We start from the raw sequence: 25665 nt of genomic DNA, 5'->3' as shown, positions 1-25665 counted from the left end.
CGTCGCAGCACCCGACACCACGGGGCCGCAGCGACGATCCATCCACTTAGGAGGAATGATGGGTTTCTTGGAAAGGCTCATGGGCCGTCACAGCGGCGGTCATCACGGCGGCGGAAGTGAGCACGGTCGTCGAGGAGGTCATCATGATGGTGGCGGCAGCTACGGCTATGGGAATCCTTTGCCACCACAAAGCCCCGCCGGCGTCCACTGCCCCAACTGCGGCACGGTGAGCGCCCAGGGCGCGCGCTTCTGCCAGCAATGCGGCAGTTCACTGGCTCCGGCGCCGTGCAGTCGATGCGGCACCTTACTCCCACGCGACGCAAAGTTCTGTGGAAGTTGCGGCAATGCCGCCAAATGAGTCGGCGGCCATAGCTGCCGCCGCATCTGGCATCGCCATCATTGCGGCCGGGGCCCGTCATGGGGATTTGTCGCGATAGGCTAGCAGTCGAAGCGCATTGAACACGACGATCAGCGTCGACCCCTCATGCATGGCCACGGCGGGCCCGATACCGAGGCCGAGGATCGTGGCTGGCAGAAGGAACGCCACGACGCCGAGGCTGATATACACGTTCTGAAGGATGATGGCCCGCGTATGTCGGCTTAAACCGACCACAAAAGGCAGGTGTTGGAGGTCGTCGGCCATCAGCGCAACATCCGCCGTTTCCAGTGCCACATCTGAACCTGCCGCACCCATTGCGATGCCCACCGTGGCGTTGGCCATTGCCGGCGCGTCGTTGACGCCGTCGCCGACCATGGCCACTTTGGCTTCCGCGCGCAACGTCTGGATGGCTTTGACCTTGTCCTCAGGCATCAGATCGCCCCAGGCTTCATCGATACCTACGTCCTTGGCGACGGCTTCGGCTGCGCGCTGGTGATCGCCGGAGATCATGATCATGCGTGTGATACCCAGCCTGCGCAGTGCCTCGAGGGCAGCGCGCGCCGAGGCGCGCGGCGTGTCCATCAGCCCAATGGCGCCGAGGTCCCGATCTCCCTGCCTGACGATCATTGTCGTGCGGCCAGTGCTGCGCAGCGTCTGCACTGCGCTCGCCATCGATTCGCTAAGCGGTGCAATCCCGTCGGCGCCGAACATGTCAGGCTTGCCAATCCAGACGGTCTTACCGCACAACGTCGCCGTGACCCCGCGTCCGGTCAAGCTTTGGAGATGAGACGCTTCCGGGATGGAACTGCCTTCCAGGCGCTTGCGGCCATCGCGGGCAATGGCCGCAGCCAACGGGTGGTCGCTGAGCGACTCCACGGCGACCGCTACGCTCAACAATTCCGCTTCAGCTACTCCTTCGGCGACCATCACATCGGTAATACGGGGGCGCCCCTCCGTCAGCGTCCCCGTCTTATCGAATGCAATGGCTTTCAGTGAACCCAGGTTTTCGAGCGGCGCCCCGCCCTTGATCAGTACACCCCCTCTAGCGGCGCGCGCTACCCCCGACAGCACCGCGCTCGGTGTCGCGATGGCGAGCGCGCATGGGCTGGCGGCAACCAGCACCGCCATGGCGCGGTAGAAGGTCGCACTGAACGGCTCATTGATCACTAGCCCTGCAAACAGCAGCAATACCGCCAGCACAAGCACTGCAGGAACAAAGATCCGTTCGAACTTCTCAGTGAACCGCTGGCTCGGTGACTTTTGCGCTTCGGCCTCGTTGACCATCTTGACGACTTTCGCCAGGGCGCTGTCCGTGGAAAGGCGCGTCACTTCCACTTCAATGGCGCCGGCGCCATTGATGGTTCCGGCGAACACGCGGGACACGGCCCCTACGGCATCGGGCTTCCTCCTGGCTGCGGCGGCGTCATCCACGGGCTGCTTGTCGACCGGGATGCTTTCGCCAGTAACCGGCGCTTGATTGACTGCGGAAGCCCCCTTTACCAGAAAACCATCGGCGGGGAGGCGTTCGTTCGGCCGAACCACCACCACATCCCCCACCTGCAATTCCTCGACGGGGACCTCTCGTACCTCGCCTTCACGCCGCACACTTGCTGTAGCCGGTGCGAGCGCCGCCAACGCTTCGATCGCCCGCTTGGCGCGCCCCATGGCGTAGTGTTCGAGCCCGTGGCCGAGACTGAACAAAAAGAGAAGTAGCGCGCCTTCCGCCCAAGCGCCTAACGCCGCCGCCCCTGCGGCGGCTACCAGCATCAGTGTGTCGATTTCGAACTTCTTTAGCCGGAGGTTCTCTATCGCTTCCCGAACGGTATAGAAACCACCAAAAAAATACGCGCCGACAAAGAAGGCAACCGGAATCCATGCTGGCAGGCTGCCGAACAGCTTACCAACGGCAAATCCGAGACCAAGCAAGGCCCCACAGATCAGGGAGAAGATTAGCTCAGTATTCGGGCCAAACACGCTGCCGTGTGCGTGGGCCTCATGCCCCTCGCCTTCCCCATGTGCATGATCCTTGACGCCTTCGCGGTGTTCATGGTCTGCATGACCGCTCTTCCGGGCACCGATCTCAACCGGCGCGAGCCCGCGTTTTGACAGGGCCTGCTCGATCCCTGCCGCGGAGATCCGATCGTTGTCGAATTCGACGCGCGCTATGCCGGAGGCGCTGACTTCGGCCTCGATGACGCCGGGCAAGGCCCGCAGTTGGCTAGCTACGGTTCGCGCTCGTCGTTCGTGCCAGACGCCCTTCAATTGCCAAAGCACATGACCAAACCGCGACGAAATCACCGCACCCGTGCTTGTCACCAGCTCCCGGATGCGGGCAAGGGAAATCGCTGCGGGATCGTAGTGGACACATATCTGTGAATCGCTATCAACATTTGCAGTTTTTATATGCGCCGCCTCGACGCCCTCTTTCCCTCTCAGTTCGGACAGCAACCGTTCTACACAGGGATCAGAGGAATCGGGAAGGCCAGGAAGCAAGACAGGAATGTCCAGGCGCAGCTTTTCGGTCATTGTCGCGGGCTCCAGTCAGTCTGAATCGGCATTCACGCCGTTGCACACTATTAGCAACTAGTGTGCCCCGCATTGCAACAACAAAGCTCAACGAGTCAGCGCCCCAATGCCCCGCCGTAATGCGTTGGTAATGTGCCCGCAATCTGAGCGTACTATCTTGCGGATGACAGGATCCTCATGTCATCCGTCCAGGAACCATACAGATGATTAGCGCCGTCGCATGCTCTGCCTTGCTGGCCTACGCTTTGCCGGCTCCTGCGACCGGTGATCGACTCAGCGAGAAGCCGACCCAGTGGCACACCCTCGCCATTGGACATTCAGACACGGGATACGCCTCCCGCGACCAACGGGTTGCCTGGGCGGCCAACCCGCGACATCGCACAGCCAAACATCCGTCGAAGCAGGAATCCGCAGCGAGCACACCGGAGCCGTCTTCCAGAGACGCGTCCAGCGCTGTCGCCGCACCCAAGCCGCCCTGCCAGTAGTCGCGGTTTCCCCGCTAGGGCCGCATGTCCTGGTAGAGCTTGAGCATGTCCTTGTACTCGTCGGCAGTCTTTTGAATGGAGAACCGCATCCGCAGCGCGTTCTCTGCAAACGCCACACGCTCGACGTCCATCTCCACGGTGTTGCCGTCCATACTCGACTGCAGGGGGACGCGATACATCAGATCCTCTTCCAGCGCGGGCTTGCTTGCCTCGATGTGTCGCGGCGAAGTCATGGTCATGCCCGCAAAATTCTGGCCACTGCCCATCACCCTATCCAACTCGGCGCTGAAGTCGATATCGCGCGCCTTGTAGTTCGGCGTATCCGCATTTGCAATATTTGCAGACAGCAGCTCGAACCTCCGTGTGCGAAGTCGCAGCGCTTGCTCATGAACGCTGTCTTCGCTACGCGCCCATTTTGCGACGTATGGCGTGTCCATCCTTACTCTCCAACTAGATCGGAACCCGCAGCGTATTGCAAAGGCAGTCGATCTTGCTTCGAGAGAAGCGACCTCTTTTCGTGAGTTTCCCATTACCGGCCCGCAATGTTCGCGCGCACACAGGTTGACGCGTCCGCGCGAAAGCCATGTCAATCCACATAACCCCGGTACGTTCCACCTTGTCGTCATCACGCGACGAAGTGACCCCACGTAATTACTTCGCAATCTGACCGTCATCTGCAGATTTCTATACTCGCCCCCACCAAATTAATTTCGGGTCTTAATGAGGAGAATCCATGAAGATTAGTCGCATTGCCGTCGCATCCCTCGGTCTGTTCGCTACAACCGCATTCGCTCAATCGAGCGTCACGCTGTATGGTGTGGCCGACGCGGGTATCGAGTATCTGAGCAACGTCCCATCGGCTTCGCCCGGTGGCTCGAACCAGGTTCGCATGACCTCCGGCAACATGTCGACGTCGCGTTGGGGCCTGCGTGGCGTCGAAGACCTTGGCGGCGGTCTGAAAGCCATCTTCGAATTGGAAAGCGGCATTTCGTTCGACACCGGCGCACAGAACAACAGCACCCGTCTTTTTGATCGTAGTGCCTTCGTAGGATTGGGTAGCAAATATGGTCAACTGACGTTGGGTCGTCAAACGACACCAATGTATGACACCACGCTGCAACTCGACCCGATGGGCTTCGCGCCGCGCTACTCGCTCTTCAAGATGGATGACGTCTTGGCGGGTCGCGCTGACAATGCTATCAAGTACCGTGGCATCTTCAGTGGCCTGACGGTCACCGGCCTCTACAGCTTTAGCCGCACCGGCGGCGGCGAAGTGCCGGGGAACTACAAGGTCGATCGAAACATGGGCGTATCGCTCATGTATGAAACCGGCGCCCTCGCTGTCGGCGCGGTGTACGACGAGATCCAGGGCAGCACCGTCGCCACGGCCGACCGCAAGGACCGCCGCGCTCTAATTGGCGCGAGCTACGCTTTCGGACCGGCTAAGGCATTTATTGGTTATCGCTGGTACAACGGCAATGTCGGTGCGCTGCCGACGAACGGTTCTAACATTTACTGGGCCGGCCTGCGCTATGGCCTGACGCCCGCACTGACGCTGACCGGCGCCGCCTACTACACGGACAGCCGCAATTCTGGCGCAGACCCGTTCCTGTTCGTTGCCTCGGCAGATTACGCTTTCTCGAAGCGTACCGATGTGTATATGAACGTCGGTTATGCACTGAACCGCGGCAACTCGCAGCTGGGCATGAACGGCTACAACTCGACGACCGGCAGCCCGACCAACGTTGTCCCTGGCAAGGATCAGACCGGCGTCGTCGTAGGCGTACGCCACAAGTTCTGAGCGAGCTCAAAAGAATCGACACTTTCTTGTTAATTCAAGAGAGTTTGTGCCTCCCAACCGGGAGGCATTTTTTTATGACAGGATCGTAATACGCGGGTAATTCAGTGGAGCAGGTCCGGTAGCTAGACTGTGAACACGGTGAGCGATTAGAGACTCACAAACATTGACTCCGGAGAGATTCCATGAAGACGATTCACACTGCCCTGATTGCTGCTGCCCTCACGATTGCTGCCGCCGGCTCCGCCATCGCTGCTACCCCTGATGGCCAGATCCACCGTCCCCGCGACCCCTACACCGACGGCGGACGCGCCGCAGTCAACGACATTTACGCCGGCGGTGCACGCATCGACAAGCGCGACGTGTTCACCGACGGCGCACGCCTCGGCCAGCGTGACGTATTTACCGACGGCTCGCGTATTGGGCCGCGTGATGTGTTCACCGATGGCGCACGCGGAATTTGACGCAAGCCGTCCCTGAAACTCAGACCGACCTCTGTGGGGGAGCCAGGCACCCGTCAGTTGCTTGGCTCTTGGTGCTCTTTCGCTTTATCCCGATGGCGAAAGCTTCCGAAGCTTGCCCTCCCCGGAGGGCAAGCTTTTTTTCCCTCCATCGGCGTCAATCCGGTGCCGTTCATGATGCGGTGGCGCGTGCTACAACTTCCCATCGCCTCGTGTATTGCTAAGCGGCAGAACCGACGCCAATGACGATGAAAAAGGCCCCGCATTGTGCGGGGCCTGTAGTTCACCGGTTCAGCAACGTTCAGCCACCTGTGAAGAGGTCGCTTCTATCAATATAGACGCGCACGCCAGCGCTACCCGGCAGATCCGGCATCAACAAGCCAAGGTCCACACTCGTATCCCTGACCATCTGGGCGAAGGTCCATGCGACGATCTTCTCGCCGGCCCGAAACGCCACCGTCTCGCCAGAGTCCACGTTGACATACCGCATCCCTGGCTTCACGTCGATAATGCGACTGGCCTGAGATTGGCCGGCTGGATCGCCATACAAGGTCGCGTGACGCTTCGCCATCGCCTGCGCCGTCGCCGTCGACGCAGGCACGCCCGGTTTCAACCCGGTCATTTCCAAAGCATACGAAGCCGACATCCCACCCAACAGCAACGCCGCAAACAGCAAGGCGTGTTTCTTCGTTTTCATAGTCATCTCCTTTCTAGAGACTTCGTTGATCTATGAAAACGAGTGTATAAATTGTACGCATGCTGCAGCCTTGCCCGGCGATTACAAATAGGCAATCGGGCTCATTGCACCACTCTACCCAACGACTGGTCGGTCCTGACTCGGCCTACCCACCGAAACCCGCGCTGAGGCTTCAGCACCGTTGAGCGGGAAGCGCAATGTAAAGCGTGTCTTCCCATCCAAGCCGCTCACGGCTGACGCGTCGCCGCCATGGAGCTCCATGATCGACAGGACGATGGCCAGGCCCAGCCCCGTGGACTGTGACGAGTTGGATCTCGCCCTATCCCCACGGAAGAACCGATCAAAGATGAGGGAAAGTTCCCGCTCCGGGATTGGGTCTCCAACGTTCGTGATGTCGATGCAACAATGTGCCGCTTCGCGGCGCACCACCAGATCTATCATCGAATTCGGCCACGCATGACGGACCGCATTTGACAGAACATTGTTGATCGCACGCTGGAACAGAATGGCATCAGCGACCAGGGTGGCATCCCCGCTTACCCTGATTACGACGCTTCGCTCCTCTGCAAGCACCGAAAAGTAGGCGGACAACTTGCGAAGTTCTGCATTCAACTGGAGTTCCGTCAACTCGAGCGCCACATTGGCACTGTCAGCTCGCGCGAGGAACAACATCGCATCGATCATCCTCGCAAGTCGCTGGTATTCGACCAGGCTTTCCTCCACCAAGGCGACATACTCGGGCCCGGTGCGGTCTCGTGACAAGGCGACCTCGGCATGTCCAATGAGGTTGTTAAGCGGCGTGCGCAAATCATGGGCAAGATCGGCGGAGAACCGCGACAGCTTCTGATAACCATCCTCGAGGCGTTGCAGCATCGCATTGAACGCAGAGGCGATATCACGCACTTCGGTGGGCTTGGGTGGCATGTCCACCCGGTAGCTCAGCCGTTCCACACTGATCCGGTTGATCTGCTTGATAAGTACGTGCGCCGGCTCCAGCTCACGGCGCGTAATGGCCGCCCCCACCAGGGCCGTCAATATCACACCGACGGTGGTACCAAGCACGAGCGTCGTCCGGAATCGCGCAGTCACCTGCTTCCTGTCCTCGCCAGACTTCGCCACGAACACCGTCGCCCGCGTACCGTCTCGCCCCAACACCGCATCGGCGGACTGGAACATGAGCGATGACTTTCCCGTGACCGCCGCTTGGTCAGTGCCTTCCAGCAATGCATCGTTGCCCGTGCGAAACAAAAGCCGGCCATCCAGCGCCGTGACGCGAACGATGAGGTCCGAGTAACCTCGCACCAGATCATCGAAGCGATGCTGCGCCGCCGGGACGCCCTGCACCCCGTCCACCTCGCGCAAGAAATGCTCGACCTGTTCGAGTTTTCCCTTTACAACCTCATCGTCTCTGGCCTCGAGTTGCGCGGCGAGCGAGTAGTAAGCAAAGGCGCCCATGCTGGCCAGCGCGATAGACAGTACCAATGCAAAGAAGAGCCCAAGCCGCCTCGTCAGTGACAGCGGGGTTATCGAAGTCCCGGGCCTCATTCCGTCACCGGCCGCGCTCTGGGTCGAGGACATAGCCCATTCCCCGTACGGTATGGATCAGCTTTTGATCGAAGGGATCATCCACCTTGGATCTCAGGCGCCGGATCGCGACGTCAACGACATTGGTATCCGTGTCGAAGTTGACGTCCCAGACCTGGGACGCGATCGTGGTTCGCGACAGCACCTCCCCTCTCCGGCGCATGAGCAGGTGCAACATCGAGAACTCCTGATTCGTCAATTCAATGCGGGTAGTTCCCCGGAATACCCGCCTTCCAAGCACGTCGATGTCCAGATCGGCAATGCGCAATCGCTCGGACTCCTTCGAGGTGCTTTGGCGCAAGCAACGCCGGATACGGGCAAGGAGCTCGGCAAAGGCGAAGGGCTTGACCAGGTAATCGTCTGCCCCCAACTCGAAGCCTCTGACACGATCCGCCACATCATCCAGCGCCGTCAGAAACAGTACGGGTGTCTCGGACTTGGATCGAATGGACTTGATGACCGTCCACCCGTCCATACCTGGCAGCATGACGTCCAGGATGATGACGTCGTAGTCGGTCTCTTCCGCCATGTGGAGCCCATCGCCACCATTGTTCGCGATGTCGACCACGAAACCCGACTCCGACAATCCCTTCTGCAAATACTCCGCAGTACGCGGTTCGTCTTCTACAACAAGTACCCGCACCTTAGTTTCCTCCTGCAGCAAGCGACTTCGATCCGACCAGTGCTGGCGATGCATTGAAATGCTGAGCTGCATCCGCTTGTTCGCATGGTGCCAGTTCGAACTGAATGGTCACGTGCGTGATATCGAATTTGTCAGCCAGCATCTGCTTCAATTCCGGTAGCACTTCCATTTCCGGGTTGACGGCCGTGTCATTCACGACATGAACCGTCAAGCTCGCCTTGCCGCTGGTAAGTGCCCAGATGTGGAGGTCATGGAAGCTTTTTACCCCGGGCGTCGCCAGAATTTGCTTCTCAACCTCTGCCAGATCCACGTCATCGGGTACGCCTTCGAGCAGCACATTCAGGCTCGACTTCAGCAGGATCCACGTGCGAGGCAGTACCCAGAGGCCGATCAGCACCGCAATGGCGGAGTCGACCCACGCCCAGCCCGTGAAGCGGATGATGATCGCACCGGCGATGACGCCAACCGACCCGAGCAGATCGCTCCAGACTTCCAGATAAGCACCCTTCACGTTCAGGCTGCTGCTTTGCCCGGAGGACAGCATGCGCATGCTGATGAGATTGATGATCAGGCCCAGCACAGCCACGACGAACATGCCGGTTGACTCAATCTGAGGTGGCGATTTCAGCCGCAGGTAGGCTTCGTACAGGATGTAGATAGCCACACCGAACAGCAGCAATGCGTTAAAGGCCGCGGCAAGAATCTCAAAACGGTAGTAGCCAAATGTCCGCTTCTTGTCCGCGGGTCGCTTGGCGATCGCAATAGCAGCCAGTGCGATGGCCAGTGCGACGGTGTCCGTGAGCATGTGCGCGGCGTCGGAGATCAACGCCAGGCTCTTCGTCATGACACCACCGACCACTTCGGCAATCAGGAACGTACCGGTCAGCGCAAGGGCGATCTTGAGCGATCGCTCGTTGCCACCGGGATGGTCGTGTGAGTGACCTGCGCCCATAGAAACTCCTATAAAAATTGGGCGGTACGATGACCGCCCAAGGATTTACGTCATGCAGGCTGGCGGCCTTGATCCGGTTGATGCGTCTGAGTGACTGGCTCGCGAGTATCTTCCGCGTCCTCATCCTTGCGGTGAGCAAGTCGATAGAGCACCGGCAACACCAGTAGGGTCAGCGCCGTGGACGACAAGATGCCACCGATTACCACCGTTGCGAGGGGACGTTGCACCTCAGCGCCCGTACCGGTGGCGATGGCCATCGGCACGAAACCCAGGGATGCCACCAGGGCCGTCATCAGCACCGGACGCAGTCGCGTCAGGGCGCCAACTCGGACCGCGCTGTCGAGGGAATGCCCTTCTTCGCGCAGCGATCGGATAAACGACAGCATCACCAGACCATTGAGCACCGCCACCCCGCACAGCGCGATGAAGCCCACCGCTGCAGTAATGGACATCGGAATGCCGCGTATCCACAGGGCAAGAATCCCGCCAGTCAGCGCAAAGGGAATGCCCGTGAAGACTAGCAAGCCATCCTTGATGTTGTTGAACATCGCAAACAACAGTACGAAGACCAGCAACAGCGCCACCGGCACTACCACCTGCAGGCGGGTGGTGGCGGACTGCAGTTGCTCAAAGGTGCCACCCCATGTCATCCAGTAGCCAGCCGGGATCTTGACCTGGCTTTGGATAGCCGCTTCCGCCTCGGGCACGAATGAACCAATATCACGTCCACGAACGTTGGCACTGATCACGATGCGGCGCTTGCCGTTCTCGCGCGAGATCTGGTTCGGGCCGGGCGCCATTTCCAGCGTCGCCACCTCGCTCAATGGGATAAACGTCGTTCTCGCGTCCACTCCTTTTGGCAACGGAATCGGCAATCGGCGCAGAGCCTCGACCTCGCCGCGCACAGCTTCGGGCAGGCGGACCACGATATCGAAACGACGATCGCCCTGGAAGAAGGTTCCGGAATCACGGCCTCCGACGCCCGTTGCCACCGCGTCTTGCACGTCGCTCATGTTAAGCCCGTATCGCGCCGCCTTCTCCCGATCGATCTTGACCGTCAGCATCGGCAAGCCGGTGGTCTGTTCTACCTTCACCTCCTGCGCGCCGGGGATGCCCTGCAGCACGGCCGATACCTTCTTCGCCGTCTCGCTGAGCACGTTGTTGTCATCGCCGAAGATCTTGACTGCGACGTCCGAGCGGACCCCGGAGATCAGCTCGTTGAACCGCAGCTGGATCGGTTGGGAGAACTCGTAGTTGTTCCCGGGGATCTTGCCGGCTTCCTCCTGGATGGCGGACAGCAGTTCGGCATGTGTTTTCTTCGGCTCTGGCCAATCCTTCTCAGGCTTGAGCATGATGTAGCCATCCGAAATATTCGGCGGCATCGGATCGGATGCAATCTCCGCCGTACCTGTCCGCGCAAACACGCGCTCGATTTCGGGGAATTTTGCCTTGAGGGTCGTCTCGATCGTCTTCTGCATCTCCACGGACTGCGACAGGCTCGTGCCAGGAATGCGCAGCGCCTGGATGGCAATGTCGCCTTCGTTCAGATTGGGGATGAACTCGCTGCCCAGGCGGGCCGCAATGGCCACGCACAGAACAATTGACACCGCGGCAAACGTCAATACAACGGCCGTGTTCGCGAGCGACTTTTCCAGCAGCGGCTCGTAGCGACGCTTCGCCCAGAGCATGAGACGATTTTCTTTCTCGGCCACCCGTTCGCCGATGAACAAGGCGACCGCAGCCGGAACGAACGTCACGGACAGAATCATCGCGCCCAGCAGCGCCAGGACGACCGTGAACGCCATCGGGTGGAACATCTTGCCTTCCACCCCCGTCAGCGCAAAGATCGGCAGGTAGACGATCATAATGATGAGCTGACCGAAGATCAGTGGGCGACGCGCCTCCTTCGCTGCGGCAAACACCTCATGGAACCGCTCGGAGCGCGTCAATGGCCGGCCATGGTGTTCCTGCGCATGCGCCAGTCGCCTCACACAGTTTTCGACAATCACCACCGCGCCATCGATGATGATGCCGAAGTCGAGCGCGCCCAAGCTCATCAGGTTCGCACTGATCTTGTAGTTCACCATCCCCGTGAAGGTGAACAACATCGCCAGCGGAATGATCGTCGCGGTAATCAGCGCCGCGCGGATGTTACCCAGGAAAAGGAACAGAATTACGATGACGAGCACCGCGCCTTCAAGAAGGTTCTTCTTGACGGTCGCAATGGCCTTGTCGACCAGACGTGTCCGGTCGTATACCGTTACGATCTTCACACCTTCCGGCATCGTACGGTTAATGGAAGCGACCTTTTCATCGACCGCTTTTGACACAGCCCGGCTGTTTTCGCCGATGAGCATGAATACCGTGCCCAGCACAACTTCCTTGCCATTCTCGGTTGCCGCACCGGTACGCAGTTCCTTGCCAATCTCCACATCCCCGATGTCGCGAATGCGGATCGGCTGCCCCTGCGCTGTACCGACAATAATGTTGCGGATGTCGTCTTCGGACGCAACCTGACCCGGCGCACGAACCAGATACTGCTCGCCCCTACGCTCGATGTAGCCCGCACCCACGTTGTCGTTGTTCTTGTTCAGCGCATTGACGACGTCGGTCAGCGTCAGCCCGTACGACGCTAGCCGTTCAAGACTCGGCGCGACCAGGTACTGCTTGTTGAAACCACCGATAGTATTGATCTCGGTGACACCGGGCACGTTACGCAGTTGCGGCCGTACCACCCAATCCTGGATTTCGCGCAAATCTGTCGGCGTATAGGCAGTCCCGTCAGCTTTGCGAGCACCCTCTTCGGCTTCAACGGTCCATAGATAGATCTCCCCGAGGCCGGTCGAAATAGGCCCCATCGCCGGCACAACGCCTTCAGGCAGATTGTCCTTGGCTTCCTGGATGCGCTGGTTGACGAGTTGGCGCGCGAAATAGACGTCCGTGCCATCCTTGAAGATGACCGTCACCTGCGACAAGCCATAGCGGGACAGGGAACGCGTCTGTTCGAGTCCCGGCAGGCCGGCCATCACGACCTCGATCGGATACGTAACACGCTGTTCGGTTTCGAGCGGTGAATAGCCTGGTGCCGAGGTATTGACCTGAACCTGAACGTTGGTAATGTCAGGGACCGCGTCGATCGGTAGTCGGTTGTAGCTGAAAATCCCTAACCCGGCCATTCCAAACACGGCGAGCAGGACCAGCCATCGCTGCTGGATGGCGAAACTAATGATACGTTCAAACATTGCTGTTTCCCCCGTATCAATGGCCGTGTTCGGCGCTGGATTTGCCAAGTTCGGCCTTCAGAACAAAACTGTTGGCGGCGGCGTAACGTGCGCCCGGCTTCAGGCCCTCGACAATCTCGATGACCTTGCCGTTTGTCCGGCCGACCTTCACCGGCTGCGGCACGAATCCACCTTGAACCGCGACAAAGACTACGCTCTCGCCATTGACGTCCTGGACGGCCTCGGTCTTCACCGCAACGGGCACCTCGACATCAGCACCGAATACGTCGACCGTGACGAAGAGACCCGGTCGCCAAGCCATCTGTGGATTGGTCAATGTTACGCGGGCCTTCGCCGTCCGCGTCTGCTCGCCCAGCAGCGAACCCACGTATGAAACGGTGCCATCTGCCTTCACATCGGACGATGCCGAATTGATCGACGCCTTTTCGCCGATGCGCACCCGCTCGACATCCTTGGCAGACACCACGAACTCGGCCCAGACGGACGACAGATCCGACAGCGTGAACACGTTGGCGTTGTCCGCCACCGCTTCCCCAAGCGAGATATGCTTTTCAACGATCATGCCGTCGAACGGTGCGCGCAGCTCGTAGCGATTGAGTGCCGTCGAGCTGTTGCTGGCGCCAATGGCGGTCAGCTTCTGCTGCGCGTTCTGGACACTGATCTGCGCTTCCTGCAGCGCGTTGCGGGCGCTCAGATAATCTTGCTCCGCAGAGATCTTCTGTTCCCAGAGCTTCTTCTCGCGGTCATAAGTGACACGCGCCAGATCCAGACGTTTCTGTGCTGCGAGCAGTTCGCTGCGCTGGTCAGAAAGTCCGGTGCTCGCGATGACCGCGAGAACCTGTCCCTTCTTAACCTGTTGCCCAATATTGGCCGGAACGCTCTCTACGACGCCAGCCAGTCGCGGCACCACGTGGGCTGTCTTGTCTTCGTTGAAACGGATTTCGCCGGGGAACTGGACGCCAGCCTGGACCTTTGCCGAGCCCGCGGTTTGAACCACTACCCCTGTCTTGGCCAGCTGGTCCGCTGTCAACTCAATCTTGCCTTCCTCTTTCGAGAGCCGCACGGCGAGTGGCGAAGACGAACCGGGCAAGGTCACATTTGCGGTCACGTCAAAGACATGGGGCTCGGCAACTGGCTGTTGGCTTTCCAGCGCGTCGCCAGACACCACGAACTTGAGCGCTTGAGACTCGCCCGTAGCCCGCACGAGCTGGCCTGTCGCTGCCACGCCATTTGCCACCGCCTTCCCAGACTTGCTAACCCAGAGCCGAATACGGGCCTCGCCCTTGGATTCGGCCGTGCCAATTTCGACGTCATAGCCATCACGCGAAAAGAGCGCGCCACCATTGGGGCCCTTCTTGACCTCGTGATGCTCGCCGTCGCCGTGTGACTTGTCATCCTTGTGGTCGGCTTCCGCCGCCTGCTTGCCATGGTGCTCGGTGTCGCCATGCCCCTTGGATTCCGAGTGCCCACCCTGCTCTTCCGGCGCAGAGCGCCCGCTCAGCAGAACGCCACCAGTCGCGACGCCGCCCACCAGTACGATGGCCGCAATGGCAGCCTTTTGTTTGTTCGAAATAGCCATGTTTTATGAATCCCGTCTTAACGTCCCAGAATGCGATCGATCGTGGTCGCCGCCTGATAGGTTTGTCCAAGCACGCCGAGATAGCGGATGCGTGCCTGGAACAGCGTGCGCTGGGCATCCAGGACGTCCAGATAATTGAACTTGCCGGCCTCGAAGCCAATGGTCGCCGCGTTGAAGGCTTGCTCGGCGCCTGGCAAGACGGTCTGCTTCAGCGTTTGTGCCGAGGCGCGCGATACCGACAGCTGGTTCGATGCCATCAGGAGATTTCGGGTCAGGCTGATGCGATTGGCCAGATATTCATCCTGGGCCTTGTCCGCCTGGCGAATGGCCGAATACAAGTTGCCCTGATTCCGGTCAAAAATCGGCAACGGGATCGCCACACCGATCACCGCCATGTTGCGGTTGGCTTCTGTATCTCGCTTGGCACCCAGACTGACTGTCAGATCCGGATACTGGCGGCTGCGCTCAACGCCCACCAATGCCTGGCGGCGGTCAAGTTCAGCGCGGCTTGCGGCCACCAGCGGTGAGTTTTCCAGCTCCTTCAGAAGGAGTTCAGGCGCCGGCCTGGATGGCAGCGCGTCCAGATTGCCCTGTGCTTCGGTAAACTGCGGCGATGCATTGCCCCACAACGCCGTCAACGCCTGACGGGCGGACTGCAGGCTCGCCGTTGCTTCGGCCAATTCAAGTTCGGCGTTGGCCTGTTCGACACGTGCCTTAGTTTCGTCAACCGGGGAGATCTTGCCGGCCGCGACGCGGCGTGAAGCGGCTTGCGCGCCCCTCGCAGCGATATCCGCGGAGCCAGTTGCCAGCTTGACGCGTTCCTGTGCGATCAAGACGGAAAAAAAGCTCTCGATTACCTGCGCCCGAATGTCACCGCGAACGCCAGCCAGCGTTGCCTGCGCCAGTTCGCGCGTCCTTTCCGCGGCATTGATACGAGCCGAGCGCTTGCCGCCCAGTTCGATGGGGATATTCATCTGGGCGGTGGATGTACGGGTGGATTTCCGCGTGTCCTCGACCAGCGTCTGGAGTTCCGGGTTCGGAATAACCCGGGCCTGCATGATCCCACCTTCTGTGGAATCGAGTTCCTTGGCGGCGGCGGACAGGTTGAAATTGCTTCCTGCCGCCAGCGACAACGCGGCCTCGAGGGTCAACGGTCCCGCCGCTTCCCTTGGGAAGACGGGCACCATGGACGTGCCGGTGTCAGATTGCGCTACGGCAAAGTTTGGGCTGAGAAATGCTACCGCCAGCCCGAGCGGCAGAAATAGTCTTCGCATCGAATTGCACCAAGGTATGTGACCAGGAGAATTCGGCGAGAGACGAAAGGAGAAAAAGAGTCGTCGTCTCGCCGATCAAGCGAGACGCTGCCACTGAGGACGGTCGGGAGCCCTGGCATTCAGAGACGAGAACTCGGACGCATGTTGAGTATCGGTCACTTCTACCCGATTCGCTATCAACACGTCCTGCGTCTGTCCATAGACGAACGGGAGGGAGACCAGATGGCATACCCCGCAGTCTGTATCCACGAATGGCTTTTTCTCGGCATCCGTTTTACCTTCCGGCTGCTGATGACGATGCTCGTGGTGCCCAAGGTGCCAAGTGGCCGTGGCTTTCTCGTGCTGACAATAGCGTGCCGCTGCCGCCCAGGAAAACTGGAACGGCAAAATGAGCAGCACGAAGATCAGAACGAAACGTCGCATTCCTTGGGAGACTGTGCGGGGGGCTTGGGGTTGAAGTACTAACGGCTGGGCCGTCGCCGAAGTTTACATGAATCCTCGATCACCAGCATTAAGAGCAGATTACGATTATCGCTTTCGCCTGCTCGTTTTGGGGTGCCGCTTTCGCCCCTCATCAGTCTTACGCTTGGGGGCGGGCCCATGCTTCCACCGCAAATAGACAGCGAACCCCACATACAGGACGATCAGGCCGACCAGCATCACGAGCATGCTCTCGACAACAGAATCGGAGACGTGAGCGTAGTGCATGGCTGTACGTGTATGCGGAGTTGCCCGCATCAGGCAAGCGTCACGACCGCCCGGAGGACGCCGGCGTCATGGAACAAATCAAACGACTCCACGACCACCGACAGGCCGAGAAACCAGACCGAGTCCGCAATATTGCGTTGAAAGGAAGACACATGGACCGTCCATGTCGACTCCCCCCTATACAGCGACAGACGGGGAAAGAACGCTGGTGTACGGCGTGCGTATTCGGCGAATTCCGGGAAGGCGGAAGCCAGAAAGCGGTCTTCCGTCCGGATGACAGCCGGGTACATCAGCGCAAATGCGAGCGCCAGGACTGCGGTAACCGCCAGCGACTCGGTCATCGCCCCTAGTCCGATAATGCCTAGCAAGTTGCAGACATAGAGCGGATGGCGACACAGTGAATATGGACCCGAGGTCACCAAGGTATTGTTCTTGCGCCCGGAAATGTACAACGCGCACCAGAGCCGCCCGACCGTGGCCAGGCTCACCCCCAACATCCCCAGCGTCAGCAGCAGCGGCGACACCCAGGTACCGTCCCAGCGAGAATGGCCAAAGACCAGACTTGCCAGGACAAACGTTACGACAACACGCCAAACGCCGATGCGGTGGCGTGTCAGGAAATTGTCCAGCGCCCTCGAGAGACCAGCGGGTTGGGACGGGGAGATTGAAGAATCGGTCATGCGGTTCGGGGGCTGGAGGAGAATGTCGCGCACTTCGAGTGGACACACTGGCGCGAAAACGAGCACTAATGGCCGGCATTCTAAGGTTGCCCTTCCGTTGTCAGGCTTTATTGCCGAAATGTAATACGTTGTTAATCTTGCCCCCGGGCCAGCGAATCCGGTTGTGTCATAGCTCGGCAATCTGACAGTCATCTTCTGCGACATAGACTGTCTTGGCCATTTTCAGGACACACCCAGAGACGCTCCGCAATGAACGACATCATCCGCACATTGAGCTCGGAATTCTCCGATCTCGCTAATGCTGCCGAGGCAGTACGTGCCGTCGTTCGAATGACCGTCTCTATCGTTTTGGGGGGCTTGCTGGGGTACGAGCGGGAGAGCTCGGGAAAATCCGCAGGCGTGCGCACTCACATGCTCGTCGCGCTGGGGGCATGCGTTTTTGTCGTGGTTCCCCTCCAGGCGGGCGTGCAGCTTGCCGACATGAGCCGCGTGCTTCAGGGTCTCACGTCAGGCATCGGATTCCTTTGTGCAGGGGCGATCCTGAAGCCGGACAATGAGACACACGTCAGGGGGCTCACAACTGCCGCGAGCATCTGGATTGCTGCCGCGATCGGCGTGGCCGCCGGCATGGGCCATGCGGTGACGGCCATCGTCGCGACTGCCTTCGCACTCATCGTGCTCAGAATCCTTCAAATGTCGAAGAAGTAAGACTCCCACTGCTCCCAAGCCACGTGCAGCGCGAATGCGCCAACTTCAGGTTCGGCCAGCATTTCCCAAACGTATGAGCGCGCTTAACAATACGCAAACTCCATCGCATGAGAATTTACCTGGATTACAACCTGTTTGCGTACCTTCACGAGGGCACGAACCCGGCTCTGCAAGCCAAAGTGAGCGCACTGTCCGATCGACATGAGTTTCCTTGCAGCCCGGCGCACATGGAAGAAATTGCCTCGGCGCTCGCAAGACCTTCGGATACTCCCCCGCTCGATCGGTTAGCGGCCGCTTTCTGCAAAATAGACGATGTTTCTCGAATTAGCCGGAACGTGCAATTGTCTCCGACGACGTTAGGCCCGATGGTTACGAAAGAAGAACAGCCTCTCGAGTGCTTTCTTCGGGTCATGCGGCACTATCGCAAAGAGCCGGTTGTCGAGAAGAACGACTGGTATACGCGGGACTCCGTAAAGAAGGGGTCACTTCAGAAAACGGAAAATATTGCACGCTAAGGCATGGAAGAGGACCACTGCTGTCCCCAGGGGCATTGGCCAGCCGATGGCAAGCAGGTAGAAACCAAAGTCGGGGGACTCCCGTTCTCAGAGATCGGCTAGCAGCAGGTAGGCGCGGTCGAGTTGCCGATGAGCTTCCTGCCGGCGATCCATCGCTTCTAGGGCGAGCAGGAGGTCCTCGGCCAGCTCGAAATCGCTTTCCTGGCATGCCCTTTCGAACACCGCAAAGACCTCTTCATACAACGTGCGCCCCGGAACGCCCATTTGACTAACCTCCGGCGGAAAATCCGATGCTCTCTGCCGACTTGGTCCTGCCACGCCGCAGGGGCTTCTGTCCCCCATGGTTAATATGGACGTTCCCACGGCAGGGAAGGTCAAGCATTTTTCCGGCCGCGGGCCGACCTATGGTTCGCAAGCCGCCGCGCGAGACGGTTAGTGCTCGCCCCCTACAGTTCGTCCAGCGACTAGTTACCCGCACCCGGGCGCAGCCGCACCACCAGCATCGCCGCCCACTGGATATGCGGCCAGGCCAGCGAATAGACGAATGTCTGGATCAGGGGTCCCCTTGATTTCGCCGCAATTTACCGGGGTAGCCACCCGTAGCAGCCATGCGGGTTCCAGGGTGATGCCCACCCTAAAACCCTAGTCAAATCAGTCACTTGCTGACTGGTCCTTTTCCCCTTGGTTTTGGAACGTTGACCGCCCCCGCCGCGCGGCCAAGCGCGCCCTGTGGCTGGAAGCCATTGTTTCCGCAAGATAACTAGATTTATCCGTCTTTGGTTTTCCCAAGCAACACATAAATGGCTTTTCTAACGTTAGGTATGTGCGTAAGATAGGCTGAAATGCGCCTCCGGAAACTGCCATGCCCCGCCTCGCCGCCACCCCCGACCAGATCCGCGCCACCGTGCTGGCCATGCTCACCGAGGCCGGCGACGCGGCGCCGCCCACGGCCGCACGCTTTCGCCGCGTGGTGTCGGTGCGCAAGCTGCGTGACCGCCTGGGCGGCGGTGACCCTGCAACGCTGTCGCGTACGCTCAACGCGATCGAGGCCGAGGTGGTGCGCTCGGGCCTGGCCGACCTCGCCCTGCCCGAGATTCCGGTCGAGATCGCCGAAGCGATGCGCGCGCTGTGGCAGGCCGCGGTCGCGGTGCAGCTCGACGACGTGGTGCGCCTGAAGCGCGAGGCGCAAGCCACAGCCGACACCGCCGAGGCCGCCCGCGCCGAGGCCGAACTGCGGGTCGAGCTGCTGCGGGCCGAACTGAGCGAGGTGCGCGGCCAGCTCGCCGCGCGCGACACCGCGCTGGCCGTAGCGTGCGCCGCCCAGGCGGCGGCGTGCGCGCGCGCCGATGAGCAAGCCGCACGCCGGGGCGAGCTCGAGGCGGCGCTGGCGACCGCCCAGGAGCGCGCCACGGCGGGCGAGCGCACCCACACCGAGGCGATCGCCACCACCCAGGCGCGCTACGAGGCGCTGTCGAAGCAGCTCCTGCAGGAAACCGCGCACCAGCGCGACGCGGTGCGGGCCGAGCGCGCGCAACTGGCCTCCCAACTCAAATTCGCCGAGCGGCGCATCGCCGCGCTGGAAGACGAGCGCGCACGACTCGACGCCGACCTGGCCAGCGAGCGGGCCGCGCGCCAGACCGCCGCGGGCGAGGCGAGCGCACTCAAGGCCGTCACCGCCAGCCAGCGCGCCCAGCTCGACGAGCTGCTGCGTGCGACCCTGGCCGCGGCGCCACCAGCGGCCAAGACGCGCGTGCCCAGATCGACGGGCAAGGCGGCCGCCAAGCGGACCGCCCAGTCATGAAGCCGGCCGACTGGATCGATACGGGCGCGGTGCCGCCGCGCCCACTGCCGGCCACCGTCGCGGCGGCCCTCGCCTACCTGGCGGAGGCACTCGGGCACCCGGTCTACGCGCACTGGACGCTGGCGCGCGTCAAGCGCCGCTATGGCTCGCTGGCCGACGCCAAGGCCGCGCAGCCGACCGTGCTCAAGCTGCTGCTGGCGCACGATGGGGCAGTCGAATACTGGGAGCGCGGGCGCCTGCGCACGGTGACGGCGGATCTGGCGCCCCGCCCGGAGACGGTCCTCGCGCGGCTGCTGCACACGCACCGGCGCCGCATCCGGTCCACCGCCGCCTTAGCGAGCGAAGCAACGGTGCCGACCGCCGCGGAAGCGAGGGGAGCTGTCGCGGCGAACCCGTGGCTGGCCGCTTACGGCCCTGCTGACCACGCGTGGCTCACGCGCGCCGGCCGCTTCGCCCAGCCGCACGCGGCGGCCAACACGCTCGGCGCCGCCGACGATGCACAGGCGCTGGCGCTCTTCCTGCGCGACCGAACCGGGCGCTCGCCCCACACGTTGCGCGCCTATGGCGCCGAACTGCGCCGCCTGATGCGCTGGTGCGGCGCGCACGAGCTTGGGCCGCTCTCGGACCTCACGCGCCAGCGGTTGCTCGGCTATCAACGTCGACCAAGATGTGCGGAAACGCGTGTTCAAACACGGATGGCTCCGAGGGTACGAGGCTGTTTTCGCGGAGCACCTGGGCGTGAAGTTCTTGGACAGCGGCGCAGACTTGGATCTGCTTGAGCAGGTCATCCTGGCGCGGAACCGCTCACAGCACCCAGGGAGCCTGACGCGTGTCAGGCCGACGCACGCGCCGATTGAACTCACAAAGCACCGCAGTTTGTTTTTCCTGGACGATCGCGAGCGCGAGCTACTCGTCGAAGCGGAGGCGAACGGAATGGACATGGGCTCTGTCTGGATGATGGAGCCCAGCCTGCACGTCGACGCCGGCAAACTGGAAAAGGCTCTTGCCGAGGTCGAACACTTCGCCACGTGGGGGTAGTCGTCCTTTTCGTGCAATTTCTTACGGTTTCGTTCGAATTTACCTTGTGAATCAATAAGTTGGGGAAATGCTGATTTCGTAAGAGCACGTCCTTTTCGTGCCGAATCTTACGGTTTCAGGCCGCCGGCCCCGCCACCCCGAGCTGTGTCCGGTAGTCAGTCAGTAGCGTCTGCTGGGCTTCGAGCCGTGCAGCCAACCTGGCCAACTCGGTCGCCGTCTGCTCACGTTCCGCACGCACGGCCGCAAGCTCATCCGCCTGGGCCTGCACCGTCGCGCGCAACGTATCCCGTTCTGCTTCCGCCCGCGTGTGGTCGGTGCGCGCTTGGTTCAGCGCCGCCACTGTTTGCTCGCCGCGTGCTTCCAGTTCGCGGACGCGCTTGGTTGCCGCTCCAACTTCCGCAACCAGCCGTGCGCCGTCCTTGTTCAACAGCGTGATTTCGCCCTGCTTGACGATCACCGCCTGGTTGGCCTGCCGGATTTCCGCCTGCAGTTGTTGGACCTGTTGCTCATGCCGCCGCGTGTCCTGATCGCGCTGCTCCTTGCTGGCGTTGCGGAAGTGTTCCAGCGCCTGGTGCGCGTGCTGCAGCTTCTCCTCCAGTGAGCGCCGGAAGCCTTCTTGCTCGGCTTGCCGTTCAGTGAGGTCCCGGACCTGCTGCGCCAGCCGTTCGGCCTCCAGGGCATGCTGCTGCAGCGCCGCTTGCGTGTCGCTGAGCGCAGCCCGCACGTTGGTAATGGTGGCGTGAGCCTGCGCCAGCTCGGCGCGAAGCACGGCGAGGTCCGCCGACAGCCTGTCTGCTTCTGCCCGGACTTGCTGGCGTTGTGCCGTGGCAGCCGTAACCTGCTGGTCAACCACCGCCTGCGCTTCTTCATGCAGGCGCGCCGCCAATCTGCCGACCAGGTCGAGGATGGCGTCGGAGGTCGTGCCAGCCCGCTTGAGCGCTACGCCTTCCTCTTCTTCCAGTTCCTTCAGATAGCGGTGGATGGTCGTTTTCGAGCCCGTGTTGCCCAACGCGATACGTATCGCATCGATCGACGGGTGCTGCCCCTGGGCGAGCAGCGAATCGCGGGCACGCTTGATGTCAATACGACTGAGTCCGGCACGGGCCATGGCGTTAGTATTTGATACCGTATTACGTACTATGTATATACGTACCAAATCGATGCGTCAAGGTGGCTCCTCGGAGGCGGTTCCTCACACGTGATAATGGCGGATTATCACGTGTGAAACCTCTCACATAGGGCTCCAGTCCAAACCTTCGGTACGAAACTCCAGAAAAGCGCGATTCTCGAAATGCTGGCCGCGCTCACCTGTCTCACGGCGGAAGGCGACAGTACGTTGCGGCCGGCAACGCGAAAACTCACCTTGCGTAGCCGCGGTTCGTCGTTAGGCGAGATGCCAAGTGCCACACCCCAAAAACGTTCACCTTTCCACGGCAACGTATGGTGGTGCCCCAGCAGCCAATCTCCGCTGGTCTTGCATCTGTCGGGCCGGCTCGCATGCTTGTCAAATGCGAGACGCCAAGCCTCGCTATACGCGCACCCAGCTCGCTAATCGACGAACGGAAACCGGAGTGAGAACCGGGTGACGCTGCCAGGGAATGTCGCGACCGATGCAGTGCCCGCATGCAACTCCATGATAGATCTCACGATGGCGAGCCCTAAACCGGTCGACTGATCAGAGTGGGAACGCGCTTGGTCGCCACGATAGAACCGATCAAAAACGCGTTCCCTATCCTTGTCAGGTATCGGGACGCCCTGATTCAATACGTGCACTGTGACAGAGTCTTCGTCACGCTGACAGTTCAAGCTCACGACCGAGCCATTGTCAGCATGGCGGACCGCGTTCGAGAGCAGGTTGCCGACGGCGCGCCGGAACATGGTCAGGTCGGCACTCACGCTGCCGGACACCGAGACCTCAATCTTCACGCCCTTGTCTTCACCCAGCACGGCAAAGTAACTCGCCAGCTTGGACAACTCGGTGCTGAGCTCGATTGGCACACGACCCAGTTCGACCGTCGCCGCGTCGGCGCGTGCCAGGAAGAGCATAGAGTCAATCATGCGCGAGAGGCGCTGATACTCCGCCAGGTTGTCCTCCAGCAGGGTCACGTAGTCGGCTGCTTCTCGTTCACGCGAGAGCGCCACCTCGGTGTGGCCGATCAGGTTGTTCAATGGCGTGCGCAAATCGTGCGCGAGATCGGCGGAAAAACGATACAACCGCTCATAGCCCGACTCCAGTCGCTCCAGCATGGCATTGAATGCGACGCCAATTTCGTGGACCTCCGTTGGCGCACTGGGGGCGTCGATGCGGTAGCTGAGTCGTTCGACGTTAATCCGGTGCACCTGCTGAATCAATGCCCGTGCTGGCCTGAGTTCTCGTCGGGTGATCAAGGCGCCCAGAAGCGCGGTGAAAACCGCGCCCACCAGAATGCCGACGACAATGCTATTGCCCAGTCGGGTCACCACCTGGCGCCTATCGTTACCGCTCTTGGCCACCGATACCGTGGCGAACGGTACGTCATCACTCGCCTCGACGAGGCGCTTTCCAATGATCCATGTGCCGTCGTCATGAATTCCCACCCCAGTGGCCGCCTGATCGAAATCCGATGGCAGGTCGTCAGCCGTTCGATAGACGAGCCGGCCTTGCGGTGTTCGGAGTCTCAACGTCAAACCATCGTATCCCCTGACCAGATCGAACAAGCTGTGTTCGAATTTCTCGGTCTGCTCAAGGCTGCCAGCGTCTCGGACCAGGTGGCTCACCTGCGTCAGCTTGGCCTCGATGATTTCTACGTCCCGCGAGCGTAGTTGAGTATCCAGGGCGTAGTAGGCGTAGGCCCCCATGCTAGCCAGCGCAAACGTGACCAGGATCGAGAATAGCGAGGTCAGCCGACCGATCAGTGAACGCGCCACGTCTCATTTTCCGCGATGAGGATCAAGGACATAACCCATGCCCCGGACGGTATGGATCAGTTTGGTATCGAACGGCTCATCGAGCTTGGCGCGAAGACGGCGTATCGCCACGTCCACGACGTTCGTGTCGGTATCGAAGTTGACATCCCAGACGTGCGAGGCGATGGACGTGCGGGAAAGCACCTCCCCACTGCGGCGAGCCAACAGATGGAGCAGGACGAACTCCTGGCTGGTCAACTCCACCTTGACGCCGGCGCGTACGACTTTGCGGCCAAGGACATCGATATCGAGATCGCCGACGCTCAGATGCTCGGATTCGCGACCGCTGCTTTGCCGCAGGCAGCGGCGAATTCTGGCGAGCAGTTCGGCAAACGCGAACGGCTTCACCAAGTAGTCGTCGGCGCCGAGTTCGAAACCACGTACCCGATCGGCCACGTCATCCCGCGCCGTCAGAAACAGAACCGGGACATCACTCTTCTGCCGGATCATCTTGATCACGCTCCAGCCGTCTGCACCCGGCAGCATGACATCCAGCAGGATCAGGTCGTACCGCACCTCGCTGGCGAGATGCGCCCCGTCCATGCCGTTTGCGGCAATATCGACAACAAATCCGGATTCAGTCAGGCCCTTGAGCAGGTATTCCGCGGTTCGAGCCTCGTCCTCGATGACCAGTATTTTCAATGAGAGTGTCCTTGATGACCGTGGCGTTCGTCGGGTTGGCCGCTCGTCGCAGCAGCAATAGGCTCGCTGGGCCGGAAATGCGTCACGGCATCCGCCTGCGCGCACGGCCGCAGTTCGAACTGGATGGTGATATGCGTGATGCCGAAGCGTTCGGCAAGCCGGTCTCGGGCGACCGGCAGAATGTCGCGTTCGGGATTGACGGCGGGTTCGTTGACCAAGTGCACCGTCAAGCTGGTCTTGCCGCTCGTCAAGGACCACACATGCAGGTCGTGCATGCTGCGAACGCCGGGAATTGTCAACAGCGCCTGCTCCACGGATGGTAAGTCGATATCCTCTGGCACGCCTTCAAGCAGAATGTTGATGCTGGATTTGAGCAGGATCCAGGTGCGAGGCAGCACCCACAGCCCAATCAGCACGGCGATAGCCGAATCGACCCAGGTCCAACCGGTGAACCGGATAACGATCGCCGCAAAAATGACGCCGATCGAGCCCAGCAGATCGCTCCAGACCTCCAGGTAGGCCCCCTTGATGTTGAGGCTCTGTTCTCGGCCGCCTGCGAGAACTCGCATGCTGACGATGTTGACGACGAGGCCGATGGTGGCGATCCCCAGCATGCCCAACGATTGCACTTCGGCAGGCGCGCGCAAGCGCTGATATGCCTCGTAGAGGATGTACAGCGCTACCCCAAACAGCAACAGCGCATTGAAGGCCGCCGCCAGAATCTCAAAACGGTAGTACCCGAACGTCCGCTGCTTGTCTGCCGGCCGCTTGCCGATCTGGATCGCTGCGAGCGCAATGGCCAGTGCCGCGGCATCCGTGAACATATGCGCGGCATCGGAGATCAGCGCCAAGCTCTTGGTCAAAATGCCGCCGATCAACTCGGCGAGCAGAAACGTGCTGGTCAGCGCGAGCGCGATTTTCAATGCACGCTCGTTCCCGGTTGCATGGCTGTGGTCATGTCCTGCGCCCATGGCGAAAGCTCCTTGCGTAAGCGGCGCGGACCATCG

Annotated in this window: 24 protein-coding genes; 8 read left to right on the top strand and 16 right to left on the bottom strand. The window is 60.7% G+C overall.

From position 1 onward, the window contains the following. Nucleotides 1-55: 55 nt before the first annotated feature. Entirely contained in the window at nucleotides 56-358 is a 303-nt protein-coding gene (locus tag V6657_RS28870; protein WP_008650724.1) for a zinc ribbon domain-containing protein, read from the top strand. 57 nt (nucleotides 359-415) lie between these two features. On the opposite strand, the gene V6657_RS28865 is transcribed toward V6657_RS28870, so the two are convergent. Both V6657_RS28865 and flgB read right to left on the bottom strand, forming a co-directional pair. After that, nucleotides 416-2905 (bottom strand): heavy metal translocating P-type ATPase, encoded by a 2490-nt coding sequence (locus tag V6657_RS28865; RefSeq protein WP_011514822.1) that lies wholly within the window; start codon nucleotides 2903-2905, stop codon nucleotides 416-418. Between the two features lie 499 nt (nucleotides 2906-3404). Continuing rightward, nucleotides 3405-3827, bottom strand: coding sequence for a flagellar basal body rod protein FlgB (gene flgB / locus V6657_RS28860; protein ID WP_008650726.1), 423 nt, complete (start codon nucleotides 3825-3827; stop codon nucleotides 3405-3407). A 296-nt stretch (nucleotides 3828-4123) separates the two neighbouring features. Here flgB and V6657_RS28855 point away from each other — a divergent pair, with 296 nt between their 5' ends. Both V6657_RS28855 and V6657_RS28850 read left to right on the top strand, forming a co-directional pair. Further along, nucleotides 4124-5191, top strand: coding sequence for a porin (locus tag V6657_RS28855; protein WP_011229350.1), 1068 nt, complete (start codon nucleotides 4124-4126; stop codon nucleotides 5189-5191). Nucleotides 5192-5373: 182 nt separating this feature from the next. Beyond that, the gene (locus tag V6657_RS28850) at nucleotides 5374-5652 is read left to right on the top strand and encodes a hypothetical protein (protein ID WP_008646716.1); all 279 of its coding nucleotides are present in this window, start codon (nucleotides 5374-5376) and stop codon (nucleotides 5650-5652) included. A gap of 298 nt (nucleotides 5653-5950) precedes the next feature. On the opposite strand, the gene czcE is transcribed toward V6657_RS28850, so the two are convergent. The 9 genes from czcE to czcN form a co-directional block, all read right to left on the bottom strand. Continuing rightward, nucleotides 5951-6352: a copper-binding periplasmic protein CzcE gene (czcE, locus tag V6657_RS28845; protein WP_011514820.1), complete on the bottom strand. Its 402-nt coding sequence runs from the start codon at nucleotides 6350-6352 to the stop codon at nucleotides 5951-5953. A 108-nt stretch (nucleotides 6353-6460) separates the two neighbouring features. Next, the gene (gene czcS, locus V6657_RS28840) at nucleotides 6461-7891 is read right to left on the bottom strand and encodes a sensor histidine kinase CzcS (protein WP_011229349.1); all 1431 of its coding nucleotides are present in this window, start codon (nucleotides 7889-7891) and stop codon (nucleotides 6461-6463) included. Between the two features lie 4 nt (nucleotides 7892-7895). Further along, nucleotides 7896-8573, bottom strand: a complete 678-nt coding sequence (gene czcR / locus V6657_RS28835) for a heavy metal homeostasis two-component system response regulator CzcR (protein WP_012435775.1) — start codon at nucleotides 8571-8573, stop codon at nucleotides 7896-7898. Between the two features lies 1 nt (nucleotide 8574). After that, nucleotides 8575-9525: a cation diffusion facilitator family transporter gene (locus tag V6657_RS28830; protein WP_004635344.1), complete on the bottom strand. Its 951-nt coding sequence runs from the start codon at nucleotides 9523-9525 to the stop codon at nucleotides 8575-8577. Between the two features lie 50 nt (nucleotides 9526-9575). Further along, a complete protein-coding gene (gene czcA, locus V6657_RS28825) occupies nucleotides 9576-12767 on the bottom strand; it encodes a heavy metal efflux RND transporter CzcA (protein WP_004635342.1) in 3192 nt (1063 codons plus the stop codon). Nucleotides 12768-12783: 16 nt separating this feature from the next. Then, a complete protein-coding gene (gene czcB / locus V6657_RS28820; RefSeq protein ID WP_004635340.1) occupies nucleotides 12784-14346 on the bottom strand; it encodes a heavy metal efflux RND transporter CzcB in 1563 nt (520 codons plus the stop codon). A gap of 17 nt (nucleotides 14347-14363) precedes the next feature. Continuing rightward, nucleotides 14364-15620 carry a heavy metal efflux RND transporter CzcC gene (czcC, locus tag V6657_RS28815; RefSeq protein ID WP_004635338.1) on the bottom strand — a complete coding sequence of 419 codons (1257 nt, stop codon included), beginning with the start codon at nucleotides 15618-15620 and terminating at the stop codon, nucleotides 14364-14366. A gap of 75 nt (nucleotides 15621-15695) precedes the next feature. Further along, nucleotides 15696-16043 carry a CDF family cobalt-zinc-cadmium transporter CzcI gene (gene czcI, locus V6657_RS28810; RefSeq protein WP_137924345.1) on the bottom strand — a complete coding sequence of 116 codons (348 nt, stop codon included), beginning with the start codon at nucleotides 16041-16043 and terminating at the stop codon, nucleotides 15696-15698. A 314-nt stretch (nucleotides 16044-16357) separates the two neighbouring features. Then, nucleotides 16358-17008: a heavy metal efflux RND transporter CzcN gene (gene czcN, locus V6657_RS28805; RefSeq protein ID WP_020206397.1), complete on the bottom strand. Its 651-nt coding sequence runs from the start codon at nucleotides 17006-17008 to the stop codon at nucleotides 16358-16360. Between the two features lie 249 nt (nucleotides 17009-17257). Here czcN and V6657_RS28800 point away from each other — a divergent pair, with 249 nt between their 5' ends. Both V6657_RS28800 and V6657_RS28795 read left to right on the top strand, forming a co-directional pair. Continuing rightward, nucleotides 17258-17716, top strand: coding sequence for an MgtC/SapB family protein (locus tag V6657_RS28800; RefSeq protein ID WP_004635330.1), 459 nt, complete (start codon nucleotides 17258-17260; stop codon nucleotides 17714-17716). A 107-nt stretch (nucleotides 17717-17823) separates the two neighbouring features. After that, a complete protein-coding gene (locus tag V6657_RS28795) occupies nucleotides 17824-18231 on the top strand; it encodes a hypothetical protein (RefSeq protein WP_004635327.1) in 408 nt (135 codons plus the stop codon). 87 nt (nucleotides 18232-18318) lie between these two features. Here V6657_RS28795 and V6657_RS28790 read toward each other — a convergent pair whose 3' ends face one another. Beyond that, nucleotides 18319-18495: a hypothetical protein gene (locus V6657_RS28790; RefSeq protein WP_004635326.1), complete on the bottom strand. Its 177-nt coding sequence runs from the start codon at nucleotides 18493-18495 to the stop codon at nucleotides 18319-18321. Between the two features lie 598 nt (nucleotides 18496-19093). Between V6657_RS28790 and V6657_RS28785 the strand changes: the two genes are divergently transcribed. The 3 genes from V6657_RS28785 to V6657_RS28775 are packed head-to-tail and all read left to right on the top strand — an operon-like array spanning nucleotide 19094 to nucleotide 21070. Beyond that, a complete protein-coding gene (locus tag V6657_RS28785; protein ID WP_004635320.1) occupies nucleotides 19094-20032 on the top strand; it encodes a DNA-binding protein in 939 nt (312 codons plus the stop codon). Next, complete coding sequence (locus V6657_RS28780; protein WP_024541900.1) at nucleotides 20029-20811, top strand: site-specific integrase; 783 nt, start codon at nucleotides 20029-20031, stop codon at nucleotides 20809-20811. Before V6657_RS28785 ends, V6657_RS28780 begins: the two co-directional genes overlap by 4 nt. Continuing rightward, entirely contained in the window at nucleotides 20798-21070 is a 273-nt protein-coding gene (locus V6657_RS28775) for a hypothetical protein (protein WP_024541899.1), read from the top strand. The genes V6657_RS28780 and V6657_RS28775 overlap by 14 nt, the downstream gene beginning before the upstream one ends. Before the next feature lie 115 nt (nucleotides 21071-21185). On the opposite strand, the gene V6657_RS28770 is transcribed toward V6657_RS28775, so the two are convergent. From V6657_RS28770 to V6657_RS28755, 4 genes are all read right to left on the bottom strand, one after another. Continuing rightward, nucleotides 21186-22178: a DNA-binding protein gene (locus tag V6657_RS28770; RefSeq protein WP_012435778.1), complete on the bottom strand. Its 993-nt coding sequence runs from the start codon at nucleotides 22176-22178 to the stop codon at nucleotides 21186-21188. 440 nt (nucleotides 22179-22618) lie between these two features. Beyond that, nucleotides 22619-23977 (bottom strand): heavy metal sensor histidine kinase, encoded by a 1359-nt coding sequence (locus V6657_RS28765; RefSeq protein ID WP_024979378.1) that lies wholly within the window; start codon nucleotides 23975-23977, stop codon nucleotides 22619-22621. A 3-nt stretch (nucleotides 23978-23980) separates the two neighbouring features. Then, nucleotides 23981-24658: a heavy metal response regulator transcription factor gene (locus V6657_RS28760; RefSeq protein ID WP_009240707.1), complete on the bottom strand. Its 678-nt coding sequence runs from the start codon at nucleotides 24656-24658 to the stop codon at nucleotides 23981-23983. Beyond that, nucleotides 24655-25629 carry a cation diffusion facilitator family transporter gene (locus tag V6657_RS28755; RefSeq protein WP_009240708.1) on the bottom strand — a complete coding sequence of 325 codons (975 nt, stop codon included), beginning with the start codon at nucleotides 25627-25629 and terminating at the stop codon, nucleotides 24655-24657. The genes V6657_RS28760 and V6657_RS28755 overlap by 4 nt, the downstream gene beginning before the upstream one ends. Nucleotides 25630-25665 lie beyond the last annotated feature (36 nt).

The organism is Ralstonia sp. RRA, assembly GCF_037023145.1.
Classification (GTDB): domain Bacteria; phylum Pseudomonadota; class Gammaproteobacteria; order Burkholderiales; family Burkholderiaceae; genus Ralstonia.
Note: the sequence above shows the minus strand (reverse complement) of the source record. Positions and strands in the feature narration are given on the sequence as shown.

Excerpts from the sequence above, each read along its gene's own strand:
- V6657_RS28870 (WP_008650724.1), top strand. The coding sequence starts at position 56 with ATGATGGGTTTCTTGGAAAGGCTCATGGGCCGTCACAGCGGCGGTCAT.
- V6657_RS28865 (WP_011514822.1), bottom strand. The coding sequence starts at position 2,905 with ATGACCGAAAAGCTGCGCCTGGACATTCCTGTCTTGCTTCCTGGCCTT.
- flgB (WP_008650726.1), bottom strand. The coding sequence starts at position 3,827 with ATGGACACGCCATACGTCGCAAAATGGGCGCGTAGCGAAGACAGCGTT.
- V6657_RS28855 (WP_011229350.1), top strand. The coding sequence starts at position 4,124 with ATGAAGATTAGTCGCATTGCCGTCGCATCCCTCGGTCTGTTCGCTACA.
- V6657_RS28850 (WP_008646716.1), top strand. The coding sequence starts at position 5,374 with ATGAAGACGATTCACACTGCCCTGATTGCTGCTGCCCTCACGATTGCT.
- czcE (WP_011514820.1), bottom strand. The coding sequence starts at position 6,352 with ATGACTATGAAAACGAAGAAACACGCCTTGCTGTTTGCGGCGTTGCTG.
- czcS (WP_011229349.1), bottom strand. The coding sequence starts at position 7,891 with ATGAGGCCCGGGACTTCGATAACCCCGCTGTCACTGACGAGGCGGCTT.
- V6657_RS28830 (WP_004635344.1), bottom strand. The coding sequence starts at position 9,525 with ATGGGCGCAGGTCACTCACACGACCATCCCGGTGGCAACGAGCGATCG.
- czcA (WP_004635342.1), bottom strand. The coding sequence starts at position 12,767 with ATGTTTGAACGTATCATTAGTTTCGCCATCCAGCAGCGATGGCTGGTC.
- czcB (WP_004635340.1), bottom strand. The coding sequence starts at position 14,346 with ATGGCTATTTCGAACAAACAAAAGGCTGCCATTGCGGCCATCGTACTG.
- czcC (WP_004635338.1), bottom strand. The coding sequence starts at position 15,620 with ATGCGAAGACTATTTCTGCCGCTCGGGCTGGCGGTAGCATTTCTCAGC.
- czcI (WP_137924345.1), bottom strand. The coding sequence starts at position 16,043 with ATGCGACGTTTCGTTCTGATCTTCGTGCTGCTCATTTTGCCGTTCCAG.
- czcN (WP_020206397.1), bottom strand. The coding sequence starts at position 17,008 with ATGACCGATTCTTCAATCTCCCCGTCCCAACCCGCTGGTCTCTCGAGG.
- V6657_RS28800 (WP_004635330.1), top strand. The coding sequence starts at position 17,258 with ATGAACGACATCATCCGCACATTGAGCTCGGAATTCTCCGATCTCGCT.
- V6657_RS28795 (WP_004635327.1), top strand. The coding sequence starts at position 17,824 with ATGAGAATTTACCTGGATTACAACCTGTTTGCGTACCTTCACGAGGGC.
- V6657_RS28790 (WP_004635326.1), bottom strand. The coding sequence starts at position 18,495 with ATGGGCGTTCCGGGGCGCACGTTGTATGAAGAGGTCTTTGCGGTGTTC.
- V6657_RS28785 (WP_004635320.1), top strand. The coding sequence starts at position 19,094 with ATGCCCCGCCTCGCCGCCACCCCCGACCAGATCCGCGCCACCGTGCTG.
- V6657_RS28780 (WP_024541900.1), top strand. The coding sequence starts at position 20,029 with ATGAAGCCGGCCGACTGGATCGATACGGGCGCGGTGCCGCCGCGCCCA.
- V6657_RS28770 (WP_012435778.1), bottom strand. The coding sequence starts at position 22,178 with ATGGCCCGTGCCGGACTCAGTCGTATTGACATCAAGCGTGCCCGCGAT.
- V6657_RS28755 (WP_009240708.1), bottom strand. The coding sequence starts at position 25,629 with ATGGGCGCAGGACATGACCACAGCCATGCAACCGGGAACGAGCGTGCA.